The organism is Campylobacter jejuni (assembly GCF_049221745.1).
GTDB lineage: Bacteria > Campylobacterota > Campylobacteria > Campylobacterales > Campylobacteraceae > Campylobacter_D > Campylobacter_D jejuni_E.
The window spans coordinates 21,906-47,030 of sequence record NZ_JBMJAO010000003.1 but is presented as its reverse complement, the minus strand read 5'-3'; the positions used below and the strand labels follow the sequence as shown (position 1 = coordinate 47,030).

The 25,125-nt window shown below is 30.1% G+C and carries 22 protein-coding genes and 4 pseudogenes; 7 read left to right on the top strand and 19 right to left on the bottom strand.

Annotated features, from left to right (window positions below):
• Window positions 1-30 precede the first annotated feature (30 nt).
• The 7 genes from flgI to ACOTU8_RS03765 all read left to right on the top strand — a co-directional run bounded on the left by flgI (window position 31) and on the right by ACOTU8_RS03765 (window position 5,538).
• The gene (gene flgI / locus ACOTU8_RS03795) at window positions 31-1,077 is read left to right on the top strand and encodes a flagellar basal body P-ring protein FlgI (RefSeq protein ID WP_002826014.1); all 1,047 of its coding nucleotides are present in this window, start codon (window positions 31-33) and stop codon (window positions 1,075-1,077) included.
• A complete protein-coding gene (locus ACOTU8_RS03790; protein ID WP_422341848.1) occupies window positions 1,077-1,418 on the top strand; it encodes a hypothetical protein in 342 nt (113 codons plus the stop codon). The genes flgI and ACOTU8_RS03790 overlap by 1 nt, the downstream gene beginning before the upstream one ends.
• A 63-nt stretch (window positions 1,419-1,481) precedes the next feature.
• Window positions 1,482-1,679, top strand: coding sequence for a flagellar biosynthesis anti-sigma factor FlgM (gene flgM / locus ACOTU8_RS03785; RefSeq protein ID WP_422341847.1), 198 nt, complete (start codon window positions 1,482-1,484; stop codon window positions 1,677-1,679).
• 40 nt (window positions 1,680-1,719) lie between these two features.
• Window positions 1,720-2,154, top strand: a complete 435-nt coding sequence (locus ACOTU8_RS03780) for a flagellar protein FlgN (RefSeq protein ID WP_002779263.1) — start codon at window positions 1,720-1,722, stop codon at window positions 2,152-2,154.
• Window positions 2,155-2,163: 9 nt separating this feature from the next.
• Window positions 2,164-3,990, top strand: coding sequence for a flagellar hook-associated protein FlgK (flgK, locus tag ACOTU8_RS03775; RefSeq protein WP_422341846.1), 1,827 nt, complete (start codon window positions 2,164-2,166; stop codon window positions 3,988-3,990).
• Window positions 3,991-4,006: 16 nt separating this feature from the next.
• On the top strand, window positions 4,007-4,771 hold the full coding sequence (locus ACOTU8_RS03770) for a TIGR02757 family protein (protein WP_422341845.1): 765 nt from the start codon (window positions 4,007-4,009) through the stop codon (window positions 4,769-4,771).
• Between the two features lie 2 nt (window positions 4,772-4,773).
• Entirely contained in the window at window positions 4,774-5,538 is a 765-nt protein-coding gene (locus ACOTU8_RS03765; protein WP_422341844.1) for a TSUP family transporter, read from the top strand.
• On the opposite strand, the pseudogene ACOTU8_RS03760 reads toward ACOTU8_RS03765, so the two are convergent.
• The 19 genes and pseudogenes from ACOTU8_RS03760 to ccoQ all read right to left on the bottom strand — a co-directional run bounded on the left by ACOTU8_RS03760 (window position 5,535) and on the right by ccoQ (window position 25,124).
• A pseudogene (locus ACOTU8_RS03760) lies at window positions 5,535-6,712 on the bottom strand (type II secretion system F family protein). The gene ACOTU8_RS03765 and the pseudogene ACOTU8_RS03760 sit on opposite strands and share 4 nt — an antisense overlap.
• Window positions 6,709-8,268: pseudogene (gene ctsE / locus ACOTU8_RS03755) on the bottom strand (GspE/PulE family protein). Before ctsE ends, ACOTU8_RS03760 begins: the two co-directional pseudogenes overlap by 4 nt.
• Window positions 8,258-8,847: pseudogene (locus tag ACOTU8_RS03750) on the bottom strand (transformation system protein). Before ACOTU8_RS03750 ends, ctsE begins: the two co-directional pseudogenes overlap by 11 nt.
• Before the next feature lie 3 nt (window positions 8,848-8,850).
• Window positions 8,851-9,459, bottom strand: a complete 609-nt coding sequence (ctsP, locus tag ACOTU8_RS03745; RefSeq protein ID WP_422341843.1) for an ATP-binding protein — start codon at window positions 9,457-9,459, stop codon at window positions 8,851-8,853.
• Window positions 9,452-10,863: pseudogene (gene mshL / locus ACOTU8_RS03740) on the bottom strand (pilus (MSHA type) biogenesis protein MshL). The gene ctsP and the pseudogene mshL overlap by 8 nt, the downstream one beginning before the upstream one ends.
• Window positions 10,841-11,152: a transformation system protein gene (gene ctsR / locus ACOTU8_RS03735; RefSeq protein WP_422341842.1), complete on the bottom strand. Its 312-nt coding sequence runs from the start codon at window positions 11,150-11,152 to the stop codon at window positions 10,841-10,843. Before ctsR ends, mshL begins: the two are co-directional and overlap by 23 nt.
• Before the next feature lie 23 nt (window positions 11,153-11,175).
• Window positions 11,176-14,736: a pyruvate:ferredoxin (flavodoxin) oxidoreductase gene (gene nifJ / locus ACOTU8_RS03730; RefSeq protein WP_422341841.1), complete on the bottom strand. Its 3,561-nt coding sequence runs from the start codon at window positions 14,734-14,736 to the stop codon at window positions 11,176-11,178.
• 92 nt (window positions 14,737-14,828) lie between these two features.
• Window positions 14,829-15,470, bottom strand: a complete 642-nt coding sequence (locus tag ACOTU8_RS03725) for an HAD family hydrolase (RefSeq protein WP_422341840.1) — start codon at window positions 15,468-15,470, stop codon at window positions 14,829-14,831.
• Entirely contained in the window at window positions 15,470-16,429 is a 960-nt protein-coding gene (cadF, locus tag ACOTU8_RS03720) for a fibronectin-binding outer membrane protein CadF (RefSeq protein WP_422341839.1), read from the bottom strand. The genes ACOTU8_RS03725 and cadF overlap by 1 nt, the downstream gene beginning before the upstream one ends.
• Before the next feature lie 119 nt (window positions 16,430-16,548).
• A complete protein-coding gene (gene rpsI / locus ACOTU8_RS03715) occupies window positions 16,549-16,938 on the bottom strand; it encodes a 30S ribosomal protein S9 (protein ID WP_002851459.1) in 390 nt (129 codons plus the stop codon).
• A 2-nt stretch (window positions 16,939-16,940) separates the two neighbouring features.
• Window positions 16,941-17,366 (bottom strand): 50S ribosomal protein L13, encoded by a 426-nt coding sequence (gene rplM, locus ACOTU8_RS03710; RefSeq protein ID WP_422341838.1) that lies wholly within the window; start codon window positions 17,364-17,366, stop codon window positions 16,941-16,943.
• A gap of 83 nt (window positions 17,367-17,449) precedes the next feature.
• Window positions 17,450-20,215, bottom strand: a complete 2,766-nt coding sequence (locus tag ACOTU8_RS03705) for a RecB-like helicase (RefSeq protein WP_422341837.1) — start codon at window positions 20,213-20,215, stop codon at window positions 17,450-17,452.
• Window positions 20,212-22,578, bottom strand: coding sequence for a PD-(D/E)XK nuclease family protein (locus tag ACOTU8_RS03700; RefSeq protein WP_422341836.1), 2,367 nt, complete (start codon window positions 22,576-22,578; stop codon window positions 20,212-20,214). Before ACOTU8_RS03700 ends, ACOTU8_RS03705 begins: the two co-directional genes overlap by 4 nt.
• On the bottom strand, window positions 22,575-23,096 hold the full coding sequence (locus ACOTU8_RS03695; RefSeq protein WP_422341835.1) for a FixH family protein: 522 nt from the start codon (window positions 23,094-23,096) through the stop codon (window positions 22,575-22,577). Before ACOTU8_RS03695 ends, ACOTU8_RS03700 begins: the two co-directional genes overlap by 4 nt.
• Entirely contained in the window at window positions 23,083-23,685 is a 603-nt protein-coding gene (locus tag ACOTU8_RS03690; RefSeq protein WP_422341834.1) for a hypothetical protein, read from the bottom strand. The genes ACOTU8_RS03695 and ACOTU8_RS03690 overlap by 14 nt, the downstream gene beginning before the upstream one ends.
• Window positions 23,682-23,783 carry a hypothetical protein gene (locus ACOTU8_RS03685; RefSeq protein ID WP_002858872.1) on the bottom strand — a complete coding sequence of 34 codons (102 nt, stop codon included), beginning with the start codon at window positions 23,781-23,783 and terminating at the stop codon, window positions 23,682-23,684. The genes ACOTU8_RS03690 and ACOTU8_RS03685 overlap by 4 nt, the downstream gene beginning before the upstream one ends.
• Window positions 23,780-24,001: a DUF4006 family protein gene (locus ACOTU8_RS03680; protein WP_422341833.1), complete on the bottom strand. Its 222-nt coding sequence runs from the start codon at window positions 23,999-24,001 to the stop codon at window positions 23,780-23,782. Before ACOTU8_RS03680 ends, ACOTU8_RS03685 begins: the two co-directional genes overlap by 4 nt.
• The gene (gene ccoP / locus ACOTU8_RS03675; RefSeq protein ID WP_422341832.1) at window positions 23,998-24,861 is read right to left on the bottom strand and encodes a c-type cytochrome; all 864 of its coding nucleotides are present in this window, start codon (window positions 24,859-24,861) and stop codon (window positions 23,998-24,000) included. The genes ACOTU8_RS03680 and ccoP overlap by 4 nt, the downstream gene beginning before the upstream one ends.
• Window positions 24,861-25,124, bottom strand: coding sequence for a cytochrome c oxidase, cbb3-type, CcoQ subunit (gene ccoQ / locus ACOTU8_RS03670; protein WP_002851307.1), 264 nt, complete (start codon window positions 25,122-25,124; stop codon window positions 24,861-24,863). Before ccoQ ends, ccoP begins: the two co-directional genes overlap by 1 nt.
• Window position 25,125 lies beyond the last annotated feature (1 nt).

The window sequence follows — 25,125 nt, the reverse complement described above, 5'->3', positions numbered from 1 at the left end:
ATCATCAACAATAGATTAAAGGAAGAATCCATGAGAGTTTTAACGATATTTTTACTCTTTATGACAAGCATTTTTGCAGTGCAAATCAAGGATGTAGCAAACACTGTAGGCGTAAGAGATAACCAACTTATAGGTTATGGACTTGTTGTAGGGCTTAATGGAAGCGGCGATGGAACAAGCTCTAAATTTACACTACAATCTATCTCAAACCTTTTACAAGGTATGAATATCAAAGTAGATCCTAACGATATCAAATCAAAAAATACCGCAGCTGTTATGGTTACAGCCAAACTTCCAGCCTTTGCAAAAAGCGGAGATAAACTTGATATTACCGTTTCATCTATGGGCGATGCAAAATCTTTACAAGGTGGAACACTGTTACTTACTGCACTTCGTGGGATTGATGGTGAAATTTATGCCATAGCACAAGGCTCTATCTCAACAGGAGGTTTGACACCTAGACCAGGAGGAGCAGGTTCTCACTCAACTGCTGCAACTGTAATGGGCGGAGCTAATGTAGAAAGAGAAATTCCACAAAATTTTAGCCAAAACAATGATTTAACCTTAAGTTTAAAAGTAGCAGACTTTAAAACCGCAAACGATATAGAAAGAGTTTTAAATACTGTCTTTGGCGAAGAAGTGGCTAAAGCCATCGACTCTCGCACAGTAAAACTCAAAAAACCTGAAGATCTTTCAAATGTTGATTTTATGGCAAGAGTTTTAGAACAAGATATAGCCTATAAACCACAAAGCAAAGTTATCATCGACGAAAGAACAGGAACAGTGATTGCTGGAGTTGATGTAGAGGTAGAACCTGTTTTAATCACTCATAAGGATATCACCATAAAAATAGATCCAAACAATAATGCAGTAGCTAATCAAAATGAAATTGATATGAAAGATGGTGGTTTTGTAGATCCAAGTTCAAATACCTTAAGAATCAACAATGCAAAAAGCACAGTTGCAAATATAGCTAGAATGCTTAACAAACTTGGAGCAACTCCAAATGACATTATCGCTATTATGGAAAATTTAAAGCGCGCAGGTGCAATTAACGCGGATTTGGAGATCATCTAATGAAAGTAGATAATTTTTTAAATACTTATAGTATGAATAGCGTTTTACTTGATCGTGCAACCAAAGCAAGAAGTTTAGAATCAAGCATCAAAATAAATGATAATGATATAGTTACAAAAACCAAAGAAGATGAAGCCTTAAAAGAACAAACGGATGCTTTTGAAGCATTTTTTTTAAAGCAAGTTTTAGACGTATCTTTAAAAAGTCAAAATTCACTCTTTGGAAAAGATGCCAGCGATGAAATATACTCTTCCATGTATAATGATACTATGAGTAAAGCTTTAAGTGGAGGTATGGGTTTTTCAAAATTATTATACGATTTTTTAAAAGAAAGGGGTTAAGTTTTTTAAATTTAGGTCGATATGGTTTGTAGAGGATTATAACTAAAGATCAAGGAGGCAGAAATGATCAATCCTATACAACAAAGTTATGTGGCAAATACCACATTAAATACAAATAGAATAGATAAAGAAACTAAAACAAACGATACTCAAAAAACGGAAAATGATAAAGCGAGTAAAATCGCAGAGCAGTTTAAAAATGGGACTTATAAAATCGATACAAAAGCTACAGCTGCTGCGATTGCTGACTCTTTAATCTAAAATTTTCATTCTCCTTTTTTGAGAGAGAAAAGGAGAGAATATGCTTAAACAAAGACTTGATGAAGTAAATGCTATCTTAGCAAAACTTATTGCTTTAACCGAAGAAGATATAGAAAATATCAAAGTGGCTAAACATGAGAGCGTAACGCCAAGTGTAGAAGAAAAAAACAAACTTATTGCCGAATTTATTACAGCTAAAAAACAACTTGATGTTGCCTTGGTTGAGCTAAACAATAGCTCTACAAAAGGGCTTAGTGAACTCTTAGATGATGAAGATAAACAAAAACTGGATCTACTTAAAAAAAATCTTCAAAACCTTCATAGTAAAAACAAAGAGTATGCTAAATTTGTTCTTATTGTCAAAGATTTTCTTGATGGCTTAGTAAATAAAATGTTTGATATCAATGATGGAACAAATAATGCTTATGGAGATAAAAAGACAAATCCAGAGTCAATTTTCAAGATCAATGTATAAGGATTTATAATGGGTATTTTTGGAACATTATACACAGGTGTTACAGGCTTAAAAGCAAGCGAAGTTCAAATCGCAACAACCGGAAATAATATCTCAAATGCTAATGCAACTTTTTATACACGCCAAAGAGTGGTGCAAACTACAAATGGGTATATTACCACAGGTGGAGTTCAAGTAGGTACAGGAACTGCTGTAGAAAGTATAGTGCGTTTGCATGATGAGTATTCTTACTATAAATTAAAAGGCGCATCTAACCAACTAGAATACACTAAATATATGGCTTCAACTTTACAAGAAATTGCTCAGCGTTTTCCAGACTTACAAAATACAGGGATTTTGCAAGATTTAGAAAATTATAACAAAGCTTGGAATGATTTTGCATCTAACCCCAACGAAAATGCCACAAAAATAGCCCTTGTAAAAGCTTCTCAAACCTTAACAGAAAGCGTTAATAATACCTTTGCAACCTTGGATAAAATCCAAAAAAAAGTAAATGATGATATTAAAAATACGGTTGATGAGATTAATAAAATCGGCGAAGAAATTGCTACTATAAATAAACAAATTTACGGACAAGAAGCTCTACCAACAGAACACGCAAATGAGCTTAGGGATAGAAGAGATGAACTTGAGCTTACTCTTTCAAAGCTAGTTAGCGCAGTTGCAAGCAAAAATGAAATCAATCAAGACAATCGCCTTGATACAACCATCACTGATCCGGGACATCAATACAATCTAAGTATAGAAGGTTTTAGTATAGTAGATGGGATAAATTTTCATCCTTTAAAGCTTGATTATGATGATAAAAATAAATCTTATAGTATTTATTATGAAACTCCTGATGAAAAAGTTCGCGATCTTACTGCAAAGATTAGCGGTGGACAACTAGGTGCCCAACTTGATCTACGCGGTAGAAACTATAGCAAAAGCGAAGGAAAATATGAAGATGGAATTATCCAAGGTTATATGGATTCTTTAGATACTTTTGCTAAAACCATGATCAATGAAACTAACAATCTTTATGCAAGTTCTGCGAAAAGTTCTGTCACTTCTGATTATCTATCTGGGCTTAAGGGAGATATTCCTTTAGTTAATTACGATAGAACCATACAACCAGGAAGTTTTGATATAGTCATTTATAATGATAAAGGCGATAAAAAACTCACCAAAACCATCACCATAGATGTAAATACAACCATGAATGATATCATGCGTCAAATCAATGCTAATACAGATGATAATAACGATCACAATGCAAATAATGATGTTGATGATCATATCAATGCAAGTTTTAGCTACGATGCAAAAACTGGAGATGGTTTATTTCAAATCAATGCAAAATCAGGTTTTAAGGTAGCCATTGAAGATAAGGGTACAAATTTCGCAGGTGCGTTTAGCATAGGTGGTTTTTTCAGCGGAACTGATGCAAGTGATATGAAAGTAAAAGATTCTATCTTAAATGATCCAAGCACAGTAAGAGCAAGCTCAAATGGGGTTGATAGTGGCAATGACATGGCAAATAAAATCATCCAACTTCAATATCAAAAAGTTAATTTTTATAATGAAGATGGCACCATTGATAATCTTACTATGGAAGAATATTACCGCAAACTTACAGGTAAAATAGCTTCAGATGGCGAGAATAATAATATTGTAAACGCAAGCAATGAAACTCTTTATAATTCTGTTTATAGCGAGTACCAATCTAAAAGTGGTGTAAATACAAATGAAGAATTAGCCGCTCTTATACAATATCAATCAAGTTACGGTGCTGCAGCAAAAATCGTCTCAACCGTAGATCAAATGCTTGATACCTTACTAGGACTTAAATCTTAAGCTCTAGTAATATCAAGTGAAAAATTTTATCCATCTTAAAGCTAAGCTTGATTTTTTAGCTAATCAAAAAAATACCAATCATTCCCTTTTTGAAACTCCAGATCCTTTACAAATTGCTAAAATTCACAATGATGAATTTATTGCCTTAATTTGTGCTTTATTTGCCTATGGAAATGCTAAAAATATAGTAAATTTTCTAAAAAAACTTGATTTTTCTTTATTAAATCTTCAAGAAAAACAAATAAAAAAAGAACTTAAAAATTTAAAATACCGCTTCCAAAACGAAAGAGATATACAAGAAATTTTTATCACTCTTTCAAGACTGAAAAATGAAATTTCACTCTACGAACTTTTTCACCAAGCCTATCAAAAAAGAGAAAATACCACAGATGCCATCTTAGCTTTTATGCAAAAAATCAAAACCTTAAATTCATATTCAAGTTATGGGTATGATTTTTTCTTTGGAAAAATTTGGCAAAGCACCCCTACTTCACCTCTTAAACGTTATAATATGTATCTAAGATGGATGGTTAGAAAAGATGAACTTGATCTTGGACTTTTTACCAAAATTCACACCAAAGATCTTTTAATCCCACTTGATACACATACACATAAAATTTCCTTGACTTTAGGACTTCTAAAGCGTAAAATATATGATTATAAAAGTGTTTTAGAACTCACGCAAAATTTAAAAAAATTAGATGCAAATGATCCCATAAAATATGACTTTGCACTCTATCGTTTAGGACAAAGTAAAGAAATTGACAAATTTAAGGAGTGAAAATGGGCTTTGAACACTTAGATACGATTTATTATTTCATACTTTTTTTTGTAGCTATTTTTGCTGGTTTTATAGATTCTATTGTAGGCGGAGGGGGACTTATTACTCTACCAACACTCATAGCTTGTGGAATTCCTGCGCATTTATCCTTAGCAACAAACAAACTCCAAAGCGTCTTTGGTTCTTTTACAGCTACTTTAACTTATTTTAAATCTACTACTCTACCTCATCTTATTTGGGGTGTTTTTTTTACAGCCTTAGGAGCAGCTATAGGAAGTTATAGCGTTCTTTTTGTAAAAGATGAGCAATTAAAGCTTATTATCTTAATCTTTTTAACTCTTACTTTCTTATATACAGCCTTACGTCCTAACTTAGGCGAACACGAAAGCAAACCTAAAATAAAAAATATCAAAATTTTTCATTTAATTTGTGGCTTAACTTTAGGCTTTTATGATGGATTTTTAGGATCTGGAACGGGTTCATTTTGGATTTTTGCCTGTGTGATGTTACTAGGTTTTAATATGAGAAAAGCGAGCATTAATACTAAAATTTTAAATTTCACAAGCAATATCATTGCTCTTATTATATTTTTATGGCAATATGAACTTTTATGGATTTTAGGCTTACTTATGGGTATAGGGCAAGTTTTAGGGGCCTATCTAGGCTCAAAACTTGTATTAAAAACCAATGAAAAATTTATAAAAACTTTATTTTTAATTGTTGTAGGAGCTACTATTATTAAAGTAGCTTGGGATTATTTTAGTTAAAAATTGACCCCTGAACTAAGCTCCCACATAGGTAAAAATATACCTAAGGCTAAAAACAAAACTAAAAGTGCCACAAATAAAGTCATCATAGGCTCTAAAAAAACCAAAAATCTATCCATCAAATTTTCACTTTTTTGTTGATAGTATTTGGCAATTTCTTCACTTAACACTTCAAGTTTTCCACTTTTCATCGCAACACTAAGCATAGAAAATACCAAAGAATCGAAAATATCAATCTTTTTAAAAGCTTGACTTAACTCAAGACCAGAATCTATAAAACTAAAAAGTTTTTTATACTGAGAAATTAAAAATTTATTTTCAAGCCCTATAATAGCTAAATCAAAAGCTTTAGATATTGAAATTCCATTTTTTAAAAGCAAAGAAAAAACCATAAAAAATAATAATTTTGATTATAAATAATCAAACAAGAAATCAAAGGTATTTTTAAAAATAAAAAATCGCAAGAAAAAGCAAAAGAATGAAAATTTTTATAAGCTAAAATAAGCATAACAATAAAAATAACAAACAAAAATATGCAAAAAATTCCATAGCCATCTAAAAAATTATAAATTTCTAACATTACATGCGTGATAAAAGGCAGACTCGCGCCTAAATTTTCAAATAAATCTTTAAAATTAGGCACTACAAAAAGCATTAAAAACAAAAATGATCCGATAATACTTAAAAAAACCAAAGTAGGATATCTAAAAGCCTTTTTTAATTGTTTTTGACTCTCTAAGCTTTTTTCTCGAAGTTTAGAAATTTGACTAAACACTTCACTGATTTTTCCTGTCTTTTCAGCCGTTTTAATCAAGGCTAACTCCGCACGATTTAATCCAAAATTAGCATTTTCAAAAGCTTGATTTAGATTTTGGGCTAAAATTAAATTGTCTAATATTTTTTTCATAATCTTGCAAGAATGCATAAGATATAATTCTCTAATCGCTTCTTGAACACTTAATCCAACTTCACACAACAAAGCCAGCTCTTTAAAAAAGAGTATAAAATTTTCATCCTTTAATCTCTGAAAATTAGATTTTTGAATTTCTTTTATATCAATGATTTTCCAATTCTTTGATAAGGCTTTTGCTTGTGCTATATTTAAATTTTCAGCTTTTATAGTTTTTGTATAATTTTGATTGTTTTTAAGAAATTCTACTTCATAAAATTTCATCTTACAACCCTTAAAAGCTCATCTATGCTTGCAAGACCTTCTTTGGCTTTTTTTAAACCTTGTTCAAACATAGTTTGAAAGCCATATTTTTTTTGCAAGCTCCATTAAAATCGTTTTATCTTGATTTTCCCTAATTGCACAAGCTAAATCTTCATTGATCTCTAAGCACTCAGCGATTAACTCTCTGCCAAAAAATCCACTATGATAACAACGCTCACATCCTTTTGGTTCAAAAAATTCACCTTCAAATTCAATATAATGTTTTTTGCTTTTTTGCTTACACCAAGGACAAAGTTTTCTAACCAAACGCTGTGCTATAACAAGGCTCAAAGCCGATGCTATCAAGTAACTTTTTGCTTGCATATCCGAAAGCCTATCAATAGCACCAAGAGCATCATTAGTATGCAAGGTCTTAAAAGCAAATGACCTGTTAAAGAAGCTTTAAGTGCAATATCTAAACTTTCTTCATCGCGGATTTCTCCTATCATGATAATATCAGGATCTTGCCTTAAAATTGCTCTTAAAACACTATTAAACTCGACTCCAACTTTTGAATTGAGCAAAATTTGCTGTACTAAAGGAATTTTATATTCTATAGGATCTTCTGCGGAGATAATCTTTTTTTCAATACTTTTCAACTCATTTAAACACGCGTATAAAGTTGTGCTTTTACCACTACCTGTAGGGCCGGTTAATAAAATCATTCCATTGGGACGATGTAAAATCTTTTTTAAAATTTCTAAATTTTTATCTCCAAGATTTAGTTTATACAAATCCAAAATTTCTTTATCATGTTTTAAAATTCTTATAACAACACTTTCGCCATAAATCAAAGGCGAACATGAAACACGAAAATCATATCTTTCATTTTCAAAATCTAATTCAAAACTTCCATCTTGTGCTTTTCTTGATTCAGCTAAATTCAAACAAGCTAAAAATTTGACATGAAAAACCAAAGCTTCATAAATATCCTTCTCAAAAATAGCAAATTCACGCAAAATTCCATCAACCCTAAACCTAATCAAAGCATCATCATTCCTTGCTTCTATATGAATATCACTCGCATGAAAAGATAAAATTTCATGTAATAAAAAATCAAAAATTTGACTGATGCAACTTTGATCATCTCTTTTTTGATTTTCTTGCCATTCAAGTCTAAGCTTAATGCTTAATCTTTTAATCTCCTCTTGAATGCGAATTTGATTTAAAATTTTAGCTATCTTTAATTCATCGACAATTGCAGTGTCGATTTTTTCACAAATCATAAAAGTCTTAACTTGCTCTAAAAGCTCTAAAGAACAAGGTTTGGATCTAATAATCATAAAGCCGTCATTGTTTTTAATAAGCAGAAATTTAAATTTTAAAAGTAAAGAAAAAGGTATACCTTCATAAATAAAATCATCATCTTCATCTAAATCAACAAAATGTAAATTACAAAAATTTGCTAATTTTTTAAAAAAATCCCAAGAAGTGATATTAAATTTAGTGCAAATTTCATCAAGACTTATTTCATTATCAATATAAGCTTGAAAAATTTTATCCATTCTACTTTCCATCTAATTCCATTAAACCATAATAATTTATATAAGCATCTAAAGAGCACTTTGAGCTTCTTTTTCTTCGCCTAAAGCTCTTTTAGCCTGAGCAAAAATCAGCCAAGAATCTTGTTTTTGCTTGTCAAGTTCATTGGCTTTTAAAGCCCAAAATATTGTCTTTTGATAAGCTTTAATATCAAAATACTTCTTAGCTAAATTTAATGCCTTTTCATAGCTTGGATTTTGATAAAAAGATTTTTTTAAATCAGAAATATTTAAAATTTTAGAATCAATTTCTATCTTACTAATGTGTGTATTTTCCTGCACTGCTTTAACTTCTTCTAGTTCTTTATATAACTTTTCCCTAGAAATCTTATTTTTTTCTTGTAAAATTTGCGCTTGAAGAATCTTTTGCTCTAAATGCTTTTTATGTTCAATAGCTTGCAAATAAATATTTTTTTGCTTATTATATTTTTGCATTAGCACAAAAAAACAAAATGCTATTACTGATATTAGGATAATTAACAATAAATATTTTAAATATTTTTTAAGTAAAAAGTATTTATACCTAAGCTCAAGCTCTTTAATTCTTTCTTGCATATCTTACCTTAATAAGCCATTCTCTAAAGCACTAAGCTTTAAAATATACTCTTGACTTTTGTTTTTATCAAAAAAACTATTTATCTCATAAAAACTTTTTAAAGTTTTATCAATATATCTTAAATTTCCTTGAGAAATTTTTTGTAAAAACTTAAGACATTTATTTGAAAAATTCATTCCAAATTTCAATTTAATATAATCATCAAGCTCTAAAAGACTAATATTTTTCAATTCAAAACAAGCACTTAAACGACTTTTAAAATGCTCTTTTTTAAGTGTATTTGACTTTTTATGAGAACTTAAAACAAAACTTATAGAATCACTATAAATCCTGATTCTTTCTAGCATTGCATAATCATACATTCCCACTTCATCAAGAATGATTAAATTCTGACCTTGTGAAATCAAAAACTCAATTTTTTCTTTTAAAAAATTTTGATCTTTAAAATTTTCATTAATAAAATCAACATTATATTTTTTTGCCAATCTTTGCAACAATACACTTTTACCACTACCACTTTTTTCCCATAAAAAAATAAAAGCTTTTTGGCTTTCTAAAATTTGATTGATTTGATGAAAAATTTCTTCTCTAAATGGAATAATTTTACTCATAATGCTTAAATCCTAGATCTTTAAGACTTGGGGCGTTTATGCTATCACTATACTTGAAGTGATAATAAAAACAATTTCAGTTGCTTTAGAATTTAAAACTTCTCCTTTAAACAAAGAACCTAGGATTGGAATTTTTGATAGAAAATTGATAGAATTTTTCTCATTAGATTTATCGTGAGAAATCAATCCACCTAAAATTAAAGTTTGATTATTCTCTACTTGCACAACACTAGAAAGCTTTTTTTGTATGGTATCAGGAGCAATAGTTCTTGATTCTTTTTGTCGTTTATTATCTTCTGGATACTTAAAATCACTTAAGCTCGGATTAATCCTAAGCATTATTTTTCCATCATCAGAAATTTCAGGCAAGATATTGAGTAAAATGCCTACAAAAATAGAATAATTATTATAACTTTCACTAACAGTAGTCCCATTTTCAGTACCTTTAGAGCTTTCTTTGACTTGATAATTTATAGTATCGCCTACAGAAATAATGGCTTGTTGGTTATTTAAAGCCATAAGCTTTGGATTAGAAAGTACGCTAGTTTTTCCATTTTGAGAAAGAAAGTTAATAATAGAATCAAAATTTAAATTTGCCCTTAAACCCAAATTCTTAACAAAACCTTGCCCATTTTGAAACTGAATAAAAGAATTTCCATTATTTACCTGTGAATTTAAACCTATATTAAAATTTTGCCAATTAATCCCACTAGAATGATTTTCATTTAAACTCACAGCTAGTATACTAACATCGATAATAACTTGTTTTTTAAGACGATTTTCTAGTTTTTGCAAATAATTTTTCACACTTTTTAACTGAGAATTTGTTCCAGTTACTATAATAAGACCTGCATTGGGATTTATAATGGGAGTTTTAGCCTCATAATCTTCATGAGAATTTTTTAATAATACAATAATCTCTTTTTCTATATTTTGCCAAAAATCAAATTTTTCCATACTTTTAATCATATTGTCTTCTGCATCATCAAAACTACCGCTATATTCACTTTGCCTTGGTTTAGCGTCTACAGACGCTTTAGTTATGCTTTGTCCTTCTCTGATAGAAGTGATATAACTTATCTTAAAAATCTTCGTATTAATACCTGAAATTCTTAAAATTTTACCATCAAAATCATAGCTAAGATCATGCTCTTTGATAAAAAAATTAAAAATTTCGTCTAAACTCATTTGATGAATATTGACAGAATTTTGCAATGTTTCTAATTTTTCTTTGGCAATTTTATCTTTAATAATAATACTAAAAGAACAATATTTTGCAAGCTCATCAAGACTTTCTTGTATGCTTAATTTTTCATTAATACTGATATCAAAAAGACGCTTTTGACAATCTAAAGCATAAAGATAATGGCAAAAAAGAATGTTAATTAATATTAATCTTATCATTTTTATTTATTTGGATTGCAATTTCTAAATTATCATATTGGAATTTAATCTCTTTAGTATTTATTTCATGTATTATAGCATCATCAATCATATCACCTTTTTTATACCATCGATCATAAATTTTTACTTTATCAAGCATAATTGCAATAATTTTAATATGTCTTAATTTTTCAAAAGTAGGATTCACAAATGGATTTTGAAGAGCATTAAAATTTATGCGATTTTCTTTATCTATAAGTTTAAAATACTCTTCAAAATTATCTTGTGCAAACAAAGTGCTAAAACACAATATTGCACTAAAAATATATTTTATCAGCTTTCAACCTCATTACTATAATCAGCCATAGCAATACGCTTAAGCTGTCTATAGCGACGTTGAGCGTCTTTTTTATTGCGTTCAAAAAGCTCAGCAGCGTGTTCAGGATTTGCTTTTTTAAGTGAATTATAACGCACTTCATTCATTAAAAATTGCTCATATAAATCCCAATCAGGTTCTTTTCCTGTTAGAGTTAAAGGATTTTTTCCTTGTTCTTCCAAACGCGGATCAAAGGTATAAAGTGGCCAATAACCACATTTTGTAGCAAGCTCACCTTGCTCTCCTGAGTAACCCAGCCCACCTTTAATACCATGAGCTATACAAGGAGAATAACAAATCACCAAAGATGGCCCATTATAAGCCTCAGCTGCAGTGATAGCTTTAATAAGATGAGTATAATTTGCACTTGAATTTACTTGTGCTACAAAAATATAACCATAAGTCATAGCAATTTGACCTAAGTCTTTTTTCTGTATAGGTTTGCCTGCTGCTGCAAACTGTGCCACAGCTCCTGTTCTAGAAGATTTTGAACTTTGACCACCCGTATTAGAATAAACTTCTGTATCAAGTACTAAAATATTTACATTTTCTCCACTTGCTAAAACATGATCAAGTCCGCCATAGCCTATATCATAAGCCCAACCATCACCACCAAAAATCCAGTGAGATTTTTTACTTAAATACTGTTTAAGCTCTAATATATCTTGCACCGCTTTAATATTTTTATTTTGTTCTAAAATAGGGATCATTTTATCTTTAATTTCCACAGACATAGCACCATTGTCTTTATTTGCAATCCAATCTTTAAAAAGGGCTGATAAAGCATTTGGAACTTCTTGCATGCTTTCATTCATGATATTTTCAATGCGGTGTCTTGTATTTTCAGTTGCTATTTTCATACCCAAACCAAACTCAGCATTGTCTTCAAAAAGTGAATTTCCCCAAGCAGGGCCGTGTCCATTTTTCACACTTTTTCTATAAGGAGTTGATGGAGCTGAACCCCCATAAATCGAACTACATCCTGTAGCATTAGCTACAATCATTCTTTCACCGAACAATCTCGTAATTAAAGTAATATAAGGAGTTTCCCCACATCCAGGACATGCCCCATGGAATTCAAATAAAGGTTGAGCAAATTGCGCTCCTTTTGTGGTTTCTTTATTTAAAATATCATCTTTATAAGTGATTTCTTTAAATAAATAATCCGCATTCTCTTGCTCGCCAAAATCCATTTCCTCTTGAAGTGGCACCATAACCAAAGATTTTTCTTTAGTAGGACACTCATGAACACAAAGCTCACAGCCTGTACAATCAAGCGGAGAAACTTGAATTTTAAAGCTTAATTTTTCTCCTTTAGTTCCTTTAGCTTCCAAAGCATGATCTTTTACTCCACGAGGTGCATTTGCCATTTCTTCATCATTGATCAAAAACGGTCTAATAACAGCATGTGGACAAACTGAAGCACATTGATTACATTGGATACAATTTGCCTCTATCCATCTTGGTACCATAACTCCAACACCGCGTTTTTCGTATTCGGTTGTGCCGTGTTCAAAACTTCCATCTTCATAACCTAAAAAGGCTGAAACAGGTAAATCATCACCCTTAGCTGCATTCATAGGTTTTACGATTTTTTCAACAAATTCAGTACCTTTATAGGCATTGGTTTGTTCTTTCTCTTTAAGCTCTAAATTTTTCCAATTTGGATCTACTTCAACTTTTACAAGTCCATCAGCACCCACATCAATAGCCTTGTAATTCATTTCTACAATAGCATCGCCTTTTTTGCTATAAGATTTATACGCAAGTTCTTTCATGTATTTTTGTGCGTCTTCATAAGGAATGATTTTTGCAAGTTTGAAAAAGGCTGATTGCATAATGGTATTTGTGCGGTTTCCTAAGCCTATATCACGAGCTAGTTTAGTCGCATTGATAATATAAAAATTTACTTCTTTTTCAGCTAAAGTTTTCTTTACTGAATCTGGAAGTTGTTTTATAGTTTCTTCAGCATTCCAAATACTATTCAAAAGGAAAGTTCCGCCTTTACGAATTCCTGCTAAAACATCATAAATTTCCAAATAAGCCGCTACTGAACAAGCGATAAAATGCGGAGTTGAAACAAGATAAGTTGAACGGATAGGTTTTTTAGAAAATCTTAAATGACTTCTTGTATAACCCCCTGATTTTTTAGAATCATAAGCAAAATAAGCTTGAGCATAAAAATCCGTTTTATCCCCGATGATTTTAATCGAGTTTTTATTTGCGCCCACAGTTCCATCAGCACCAAGTCCGTAAAATAAACATTCGATCGTACTTTCATCTCCAAGTGAAATTTTCTCTCCAGTGCTCAGTGAAGTATGAGTTACATCATCAACTATACCTACAGTAAAGCCATCTTTTGGATTATCAAGTTTAAGATTTTCAAATACTGCTATCATTTGAGCAGGATCAACATCCTTTGAAGAAAGTCCGTATCTTCCACCCACTATAACAGGAGCATTTTCTCTTCCATAGAAAGCTGATTTTACATCAAGATAAAGCGGTTCCCCAAGACTTCCTGGTTCTTTGGTTCTATCTAAAACTGCGATTTTTTTCACTGATTTTGGCATAACATCAAAGAAATATTTTAAACTAAATGGGCGATAAAGATAAACTTTTAAAATCCCTACTTTTTCACCCTTAGCATTAAGATAGTCCACTACCTCTTCAAGTGCTTGAGTTACAGAACCCATAGCAACAATCACACGCTCTGGCTCTTTGTGTCCATAATAAGTAAACGGTTTATATTCTCTGCCTGTAATTTTTGAAATTTCTTGCATATATTCATTAACAACATCAGGTAAAGCATCATAAAAACGATTGCTTACTTCTCTAGTTTGAAAATAAATATCATCATTTTGTGCTGTTCCGCGTGTTTTTGGATTTTCTGGATTTAAAGCATTATTTCTAAATTTAAGCAAAGCTTCTCTATCTAATAATCTATCAAAATGCGCATAATCCATTACTTCAACTTTTTGAATTTCATGGCTTGTTCTAAAACCATCAAAAAAATGCAAAAATGGCACTCTTCCCTTAATTGCAGCTAAATGTGCTACACCAGCTAAGTCCATGGTTTCTTGTACAGAATGCGAACAAAGCATAGCAAAACCAATTTGTCTTGCTGCATAAATATCTTGATGATCGCCAAAAATAGATAAGGCTTGAGCAGCCAAAGAACGCGCTGCTACATGGATTACACAGGGGAGTAATTGACCTGCTATTTTATACATATTTGGAATTTTAAGGAGTAATCCTTGAGAAGCTGTATAAGTTGTAGTCAAAGCCCCAGCCTGTAAAGATCCATGCACACTACCTGCAGCACCTGCTTCACTTTGCATTTCTACGATTTTTACAGGAACTCCAAAAAGATTTTTTTTACCTGCAGATGCCCACATATCGGTGTAATCAGCCATAGGAGAACTAGGTGTAATAGGATAAATTCCAGCGACTTCAGTAAAAGCATACGCAGCATACGCAGCAGCCTCATTTCCGTCCATAGTTTTCATAATTTTGCCCATTGAGACCTTCCTTTATATTGATAATTTTTATAATTTTTTAGCCATCAATTTACTATAAATTCTCTTAAAAGGCGTTTAACGAAAACTTGAAATTAGTTTAATCTAGCTATATAATTAACAGCCTCATATGCATTTAAAAATACTGTAAAATAGGCTTTTAATTCATTTTCATTGCCATAGCCACAAGTTAAGGCCAAAGGGGTGATATTAGCAGAAATTGCAGCTTGAATATCTAGTATTGTATCGCCTATCATATAGGCATTTTCTTGAGTTTTATTGAGTCTTTTTAAGGCTAAAATTATAGGTTCGGAACTTGGCTTTGGATTTATAACATCTTCAAGAGTAATTAAAGTTTTAAAGAATTTTTTAACTCCCAAATAATCAAGTAAAATCGGAGTAAATTTACCACCTTTTGTTGTAACTATACCAAGATCTGCAATTTCACTTCCAAGCTCTAATGCTTCTTTTGCTTTAGGTAAAAGAGTGGTTTGTTCTAAATAAATTTGTGCATAAATTTCACGATAAGCTAATACAAATTCTTTACTTAAATTTACTTTATCTGGATAAAGCATTCTAAACATTTGCTCTAAAGGATAACCTATAAGATTTTTGATTTCTTTATTATTTTTAGAAGTTAATCCAAGGGCTTTAAAAGCTCCTTGGAAAGAATTTAAAATAGCATCAGTAGAATCAATTAAAGTGCCATCTAAATCAAATAAAATAGTTTTATTCATTATCTTAAAATAAATTTAGCATCCACTCTTCTATTATCCGCTCTACCTTCTTTAGTGTCATTGCTTGAGCGAGGATTATCTTGACCATAACCTACTGTTTTGATACGACTTTTTTCTACACCATATTTTTCAAGTTCATTAGCAACACTTTTAGCACGTCTTTCTGAAAGCTTTTGATTATAAGCTCTTGAACCAATATTATCTGTATGTCCTTCAAGAATAGTATCATATCTTTCATTTTCATCTAAAACTTTTGCAATTTCTTTGATTTTTTCTTGAAAAGTTGGATTTATAGTAGTTTTATCAAAACCAAAATGACCCTCCAAAGAAATAGTTTTTTCGCAACCATTTTCATCTAGCAAAGCACCTTCTCTTGGCTCTACAGGACATTTTGCTTGTGGAGCTGGACGAGTATCAGTAACTTCTTCTACAGCTTTTTCCTTTTTGCCACCAAAACCAAAACTAATACCTAAAGTTGAAACCCAATTATGGTTTGCATGATTAAAATTAATTTGATCTCTAGTTTCAAGTCTTAAAGCCAAAGAATCACTAAGACGGAATTTTACACCCGCGCCATAATGTCCAAATCCACCGCTTTTATTATCATAAGCAGCATTTGAAAAATCCTCATATCCTCCACCTGCTAAACCATAGAAATAAAATTTCTCACCTACATCAATACCTTTAATAGCACTCAAATAAGTTCTTGTAATATCTGTAATTTTATTTGTATTTGTATATTTAACATCAGAATAATGCTCTAACCCAAATTCTAATTGATCAAGCCAAAAATCGTCAAAATGATAACCAAGTCTAACACCTGGTGCATAACGATTATCCATATCTAAATTACCTTCAAAGTAATTATAGTTTAAAGTTGGAGTGATTTCAAATTTTACATTGCTATCAGCACCGAATAAAACACTTGCCAAACCTAAACATAATAATATTTTTTTCATAGAAAAAACCTTTCATTGTGTTATAAAATTTAAATTTTGCAATTATATCATAAATGATAAAAAAAAGGATGAGTTTTACAAAAAATTGCAGAAAGGTGGGAAAATCCCACCAAAAAATATTAACGTTTAGAGAATTGTGGGCTTCTTCTTGCTTTGCGGCGTCCGTATTTTTTACGCTCAACAGTTCTACTATCTCTAGTAAGAAGTCCTTTAGGTTTTAATAAGGCTCTAAAATCAGCATCCATAGCTGCTAAAGCTCTTGAAATTCCATGTCTTAAAGCTTCAGCTTGAGCACTATAGCCCCCGCCTAAAGTGGTTGCTTTAATATCCATTGAAGTTTCTTGTTTAGTCACAAGTAAAGGTTGAACCACTTTAAGCTTAATCGCCTCGTGTCCACCAAGCCAAGTGTTTAAATCAACACCATTAACACTAATTTTACCACTACCTGGTTTTACCCATACCTTTGCGATAGCAGTTTTTCTCTTGCCTGTTGCGTATGTTGTTGCCATGATTATTTTCCTTCTTTAGCAATTTGCGCAGTGTGTGGGTGCTCACTACCCGCATAGATTTTTAATTTTTTAAGCATAGCTCTGCCCAAATTTGTTTTAGGAAGCATACCTCTAACTGCTAATTTATATAATTTTGCAGGATTTTTTTCAAGTAAATCACCAAATTTTTCGCTTTTTACACTTCCAAAATATCCTGAATGTCTATGATAAAGCTTATCTTCTGCTTTATTAGTACCTGTAAATACAGCTTTTGAAGCATTGATGATAATTACATAATCACCACAATCAACATTTGGAGTAAAGCAAGGTTTATTTTTACCTCTCAAAATTGTTGCTACTTCAGTTAAAAGACGACCAAAGCGTTTGTCTTCTGCGTCTAAAACAATCCATTCTCGTTTTACTTCGTTTGGCTTTGTTATCTTTGTCATAATTTTTACCTTTGCCAAAAATTTAAAATGTGATTGTATAAAAAATAATATTAATTTTTACTTAATTTAAGTAAAAATAAAGTTTATATTTCCAAAATTTGAATTTCATTTTCCAAACAATAAACTATAAAAGCACGCACTTTATCTTTTTTCAAAATTTCACTAATGGCAATCTTATAAGTTCTTACTTGCTCTTTATGTTTATCTTGCATAGCAAGACCTGTTTTATAATCAATTATGAAAGCTTCTTCATCTTTTAAAGCAAGCAAGTCTAATTGTTTAATTTCTCTATTAAAACTCAAAGCTTGTTCTTTTAAAAGTTTTCCATCACCAATAAAATTTTGAAATTGAGTATTTTTCAGCAAAATTTCAATTCTTTTAAAAAGCTTTTCAAAATCACCTTCATCTAAAAAATGCCTAAATTTGCTCTTGCATCTTTGAGTGAGTATTTGAAAATTTTCACCTCTAGGAAGTTTTAAATTTTGCATAAAAAAGTGAAAAGCATTTCCAAAATATAGTTCTTTGCTATCAATCTTTTCTTCGCTTTGAATTTCTTGTGGGCTAATTTTTTCAAATTTTTGTAAATTCTGAATACTTTCTTTTTTAACATTTAAAATTGGCTCTTTGTTTTCTAAAAAACCTCTCTCTTGAGAGTGTATATTTAAAAACTTTCCCTTAAAATAACTCGGATAATTTCCATTTACACTTTCTTCATTTCTTTTTACGATGATCAAACTTTCCTTAGCTCTTGTAAAAGCCACATAAAGTTTATTGATATCATCTTCATAATTTGCTCTTGCAATATTTTCTTTAAAAAGAGTATAAATAGGCTCTTTAGTAAGTTCTCTGATTTTATCTTTAATATGGAGTTGCCAGCCTTGGTTAATATCGTATTCAAGCATAATGTCTTCATTGTTTGAATTGCTTTTAGATAAGCTATCAAGCAAGATTACATGATCAAATTCCAAACCCTTAGATTTATGCACACTCATAATACTAATGCCCATATTTTGTTCGCTTACTATTTTCAAAGTACAAGGTTCAAATAAAAGCTTTAAAAAATTTTCCTTAGTTTTAGCATATTCGATAAATTGTATTAAAGCGATATCATTTAAATCAAGTTTTAATTCCTTTATTAAAAAAAGTACATTTTCCATAGTATTTTTTGAAAAATCAAGAGTAATTTTTCTTGGCTCAAAACCTAAAAGCTCTTTTAAAAATATCAAATAAAATGTATCACCAAAAATACAATATTTAGCATATTCTAAAACAAGTCTTACACTTGCTTTATTTTCAAGTAAAACATTGCTTTGAGTAAATGCTGGAATTTTTTGCTCTTTTAAAAAATCTAACACCATATCTGCATCATCGTTTTTCCAACACAAAATACAAATATCATCATAAGAAATATTTTTAGATCTTAAAAAATTAATTTGCTCAAATAAAGTTTCTAAAGTCTTTTCCTTGATTTCTTGAGTTTGGTTTTTAACCTTTTGTTCTTTAGATTCCACAATACGCACAAAACCACCTTTTTTACTTTCTAAGGCAAATTGTTCTTTATAATCTTTGATTTTTTCTTTAAAAATTTCATTAACAAAATTAACCAAAAGCTCTTTGGAACGATAATTAGTATTTAAACTATCACTTTTAATTTGACTAAATTCTTGTTTTAACAAATCAAATAATTCTTTTTTTCCTTTACGAAAACGATAAATACTTTGTTTTTTATCTCCTACATAAAAAAAAGTGCGATTTTTCTTAACTCCTTCTCCTGAAACAAGCTCAGCGATCAAAGGGCGTAAAATTTGATATTGGATCACGCTCGTATCTTGAAATTCATCAATAAGCAAATGCGAAATAAAACCATCTAAACGAAAATAAATCATATCCTTAAATTCACTGGTTATTAGCTCATAAACTTTTTTACTCACATCTTGGAAATTTAAGGTATTTTTATCTTTATGGAATATATTTTTAGCTTCACTATAATGATTTAAAAGATTCATTAAATTAGCAACTTTATAATTTTCAAGTTCTATGGCATAAGTATTTAAAGCATTTATAAGCTCCATTCTTTTTGCGCTAAAATGCAAGTCTGTGCTTTCTAAATCATGCAAATATTTTGTACTTTCAAATTTTGTCATAAAACTTGATTGCATAAACACGGATAAATCTAAAACTTCACTTTTAAAATTGTCGCACAAATTTTTATAATTTTTTACATGAGTAAGACCCAAACAATAACTTCTTAACTCACTATAAGCTTTATTAATATAAGCTTTAGATGGATTTGGAATTTTAGGACGATTTTGAAAATAAGCATTCTCATAAAATTTTTCAAGCTCGTTAAAAAAATTTTCTTTCTCATCAACTAAATTAATATAATAAGCTAAATCTTTTAATTCATCTTTTTTAAGAAGTTTTAAAAAAATCTCTCTTACATCAAGCCTCTCTTCACTCATTGCAAAATCACTACTTAAGCCCAAATTTAAAGCGAAAACACGCAAAATTTTTCCGAAAAAAGCATCAAAAGTACTGATCTTTAGCTCTGTTCTTAAAAATTCTTCTTTTTTAGCATCTCTTAAAGAAATAAGATCTTCTTTATCTTTACCTAAAAGCTTACAAAGTTCATTACATTCACTTGTTTTATTTTCTTTTTCTAAATTTAAAAAAGTCTCAATAATTCTTTTTTGCATTTCATTAGCAGCTTTTTTAGTAAAAGTTAAAGCTAAAATTTCATTAATCCTAGCTCCTTTTAAAATAAGTGCTACAAAACGCACACTCAAAGCAAAGGTTTTTCCGCTTCCCGCACTCGCTTCTAATGCCAAAAAAGGCTTAAATTGACTCATTTTAATTCCTTTTTATAAATGAGTTTATAAGGACAATATTCATCTTGTTCATTTTCAAACTCTATTTCTTCCTTGCTCATAAGAACTAAATCTTTGAGTCTTTCTCTGAGCTCATCTAAACTTTTAGCTTTTTGATGCAATATTTGCATACTATTTAAATCATAAAAACCCACGCTTGCATTTTCATCATATAAAGCTTGGTAAAAAGCAAGTTGATAAGAATTACTTGGTACTTTTCCACTTTTATAATCAATAATCAAATTACCTTCTTTTGAACTATCGATACGATCTATAGTACCCTTAAGTTTTATACTATCTGTTCCAAGTTTTAAAATGTTATTTAACTCAAGCTCTGTATGTGCGACATAAAAGCCTTTTGAAAAATGCTCTTTTTCATTTTTAGCAAATTGTGTAAATTTTAATTTGAATACTTCAAGATCAAGTTCGCTGATATTGTATTTTTGATATTCTTTATCCAATAAATTTTTAAAAACTTTTATATCAAAATCATTATTTGCATAATTTTTATAATAAATTTCAAGCATTTTATGGATAAAATTTCCTTGATTCTTTGCTTTGCTTTCCTCACTCAAAACCCTAGGTTCTGCTAAATTTAAAATATAACGATAATAATAAGTTCTTTTTTGATTTTCTAATAAATTAAAACGACTAAAAGAAAGCGGAAATTCAAAAGGATTATGCTTTAAAATAGGAGCTTTTATAGGAGTTAAATCAGGTTTTATGCCTTCATAGTCTAATTTTAAAGCATTAAGATAAGCTTTTTGGTGGATATGGGTTTCATAAAAAAAGTCAAAATCAAGTTCATCTAAAAAACGTGATTTGCTCTTTTCTTCATTTTCCACAAAGCAAATACTTACTTCTAAAGCATTCTTCATCAAGCTTTCATAATAAAATCTTTGTAAATTTTCTCTTCTATCATAGCTAATCAATCCTGCTTTTTTACGCACTTCATTGTTTAAAAAAAGTTCATTAACGCTTCTTTTAGGAATAAATTCTTCATTAAAATCAACCAAAATTACCCCATCAAAACAAAGCCCACGACTTTCTAAAAGTCCCATTACCGTAACCTTACCTCCACCTACATCACTAAGGGAAAGTTGTGAAATTTGCATGAAAAAAAGATGGATCAACTCTTTAAAAGTTAAAGACTGATTTTTCAATAAATCTTTAATAAAATAAAGTTCTTTTCGTATCAAATAAATGAGCTCTTGCTTTTCATTTTCTAAAAATAAAGCAAGTAATTTTTCAAAATGTTCAAAATCACATTTCTCATCAAAATACTTTTTAAACTCTATAAAATCAAGCTTTAAAGAATGTAAAAGCGTATTGTGATAATCAAAAATCATTTGTGTATCTTCAAAATAATCCTCTTGATTTTTATAGACAAAAGAAGCACTACTAGCACTTTCATAAAGTGCTTGAAATTTTTGATAAAATAAACTCTCTTTAATACTAATCCCACTTGCAAAATTAAGCATATTGTCTTTATCAAAGAGTCTTAAAAACTCACAAAAGCCTTCATCTGGAGTTATAACTACAATATTTTCAGGCTTTAAACCTTTGCGTATAAAATGTGAAATTTCATCCATAACAAAGGCACATTGTAAAGCCCTTAATTCAAAAGATTTGAGTTTAATTTTTGAATTTTTTGTTTTAAAAATTTCTTCTTTTAAGATCTCTTGTTTTGAAAGATTGATTTCATAATAAGTGTTTATTTTTAAATCAAATATTTTTAAAAAATCAAGTTTTAAAAGATATTCAAGATTAAATTTACTCGTTTTAAAACTCAGAACCACTTCTTTAATCTGAGAAATTTCGCTTAATAAATTTTCTTCAAATTTACTCAAAAAACCTTGCAAATCATAAAATATAGCTTCATACTCATCTAAAAAATCTTTATTAAGAGTGTAATTTTTAGGCAAAGAAAGATCATCATAAAAAGAATTCTTTTCAAGCAAAGCAAGATAATTCTTATATACCTCATCTAAAATTTCCAAATGTTCATTATAGGTAGCATAATAATCATTATTTTTAAGATCTTCTATGCTTTTTTTTTCTAAACTAAGTTCTTTGAAAAAAGAAAAAAGATATTCGTTATTTTTCAAAAAAGCAAAAAATTCTACCGAAATTCCTAGTTTTTTTTCTAAATCCTTACTTTTTAGACAAGCTTCTTGCATTAAAAGTAAGCTTTCATAAGAACTTGCCTTATGAAAATTACTCAAACAAACTTTATCTAAAAATTCGCCTATATGAATAGCGCTATCTAATAAAGCATTTTGCTGTTTCTTTTGGTTATAATACTCTCTAATTTGTCTTGAAGAACTAAAAATTCTTAACTTCATTGAGCATTTAATTCGTAGCTAAAAAAACCCACTGTTTCTTGATTTGCATAAAACTTTAGCTTAAGCTCCCATCTACCTTTATCTAATTTAGGTAAAGCGATGCTTAAAATTCCATTTTTAACTTGTCCTTCTAACTTTTGATCAAAATTTTTAGTGAATGGTCTTGTAAGAAGAGCTTGAACTTTTAAATCATCAGAATTTATATTTTGTAATGCAGAAATTTTAAAATTTGCAACATAGGAATTTTGTTCCACTTCATAACTAGGAATTTTTCTTTTACCTATAAAAGTGATTTTATCATTTTGAAAATTTACTTTAAAAAATTTATCAAAATTTACTTGTTGTTTCTGTATTTGATTGTAATTATTTTCAACGTTTTGATAAGAGTCAAAATAAAAATCATCCTCATGCACAGGATGGTGACTTGCTATAAAAATCGTTACAATACAAGCAATAATTATAGCCAAAAGTGAAAGCAAAATACCATAAGGCCAAAAACTTTTTTTAGTTTCTAACATTTTTTTTCCTCTTTATTCTTCTTTGTGTATAGTATAACAATGCAAAGCAAATAAATCCATAGATAAGTATTCTTAAGATATTGATAGTATCACGATTTGCATTACCTATAGAATATTCTAATTGCAATCCCAAGGATTTTGCCACACGATCTACAATATCTGCATAACCATTAAGTATAGCAGCATTATAAATATCACCTTTATTTGTAGCTAATATCGGCAAAATAGATCCTGTTCCAGGATAAGGACTAAGCACGGCTTCTTTATCAATCAAAGCTAAAGCACCTTTTGAGCCCACTATATCAACTTTGTGAGAATTTTTTGACAAAAGAAGCAATATATAAGATTGAGGAAGTTCTTTTTGTTTATTTAATAAAGTTTCAATTTCAGTTTTATCACCAACCATAACGCCGATAAAAATATTACTTTTTTGGTAAAGCTCTTTTCCTATAAGATTAATCTCATTACTTACTTTTTGACTTAAAATATTTTCATTAAAAAGTACAGCATCGAGAGCAAAAACCCTAGAAGGCAATAAAACAAAGAAGAAGATGGCTAAAAAAAAGCCATCTTGTAATATTTTTTTCATCCTATGTGAAGATGATTTACAGTCAAAACCGACCAAGCGGTGATTGCAGCAGCAACAACTAAACCAATAACAATTAAATATTCCAAAGCCTTACTCATTGTACTTCCTTTATACTTCTATGATCTTGTTCTTTTGAACCAAACATCTTTACACTTTGTACATCTTTAAGACTATATGGCTTTTGCATCACTTCTTGCTGAGCTTTAAGACCCCAAATAGTTAAAACTACCAAGATAGCAAGTAACAAAACCGTAGCAATTAACATACCTGTAACACCTGAAAGAGAAAACACGCATCTATTATTATTTTCCATCATTCACCCCTTGAAAGAGAAATTACATACTCGCCAACAGCTTCTTTTTGAATATCATTAAGCGTTGGAAAACTCGGCATTGTTCCTATAAAACCAGCCTTACCACTATGTAAAACATCTACCACAAAAGCCGCAGAACCGTATTTTGTAAGATCTGGGAACATTCCATCTTGACCTTTTCCATCTTCTCCATGGCATGCTGCACAAGTTGCATAAGCTTCTTTACCTTTTGCTACTAAATTTTCATTTGCAGTTTTCTTAATAGCTGAAAGATCTTTTGCCACATAAGCAGCAATAGCAGAAATATCTTCTTCTGTCACACCTAAATCAGCTGCTTTAGGCATTTCTCCACCTGGAAAATTCATACCTTTTGAACCATGTTTAATTACATTGATTATACCTTCTTCGCTACCCCAAATATTTAAATTTTGAGCTTTACCATTGATACCATCGCCTGTAATTCCATGACAAGCTGAACACTGAACTAAAAAGATATTTTGCCCCATTGCTATTTTATCTTTAGCAGATAAATTTTTAAATTTTTCTTCAAATTTTATATTATGAGTTGCTACTTCTTCATTGTATTGACCTATACTTGAAAAAGAATTTAAAGGATATCCCCATAGAAAATACCAAATAGCCCAAACAATAGTTAGAACAAATACCACAGCCCAACCAGTAGGAACAGCATTTTTATACTCTCCTATTCCATCCCAACTATGTTCACTAAGCTCTGACTCGCCTTTTTTTTCTTTCATTTGCTTAAACATTCTACCCACAATAACTAGTGTGATTAAAATGATAAGAATAGCTCCAATTAAAGATAAGAGATTAACATTATCTTCTAAATTTAACCATTGCATTAAGCACTCCTTTTACTTTCTAATACACTATCATCAATATCATCTTTTAAGGCAAGGTTTGCATAATTTTCATAATTTCTCTCGCCTTTTTTTTCTGTTCTATATAAATGATACCAATACGCATATAATACTATTGACAAAAACATCACGAGTGCAAAAAAACCATAACCTTGGAAAATCTCCCACTCATGTTTTTGAACTGTTGCTAAATCAAATGTGATTAAATTTTTAATCACATCAAAAACTATTGATAAATGTTCCATC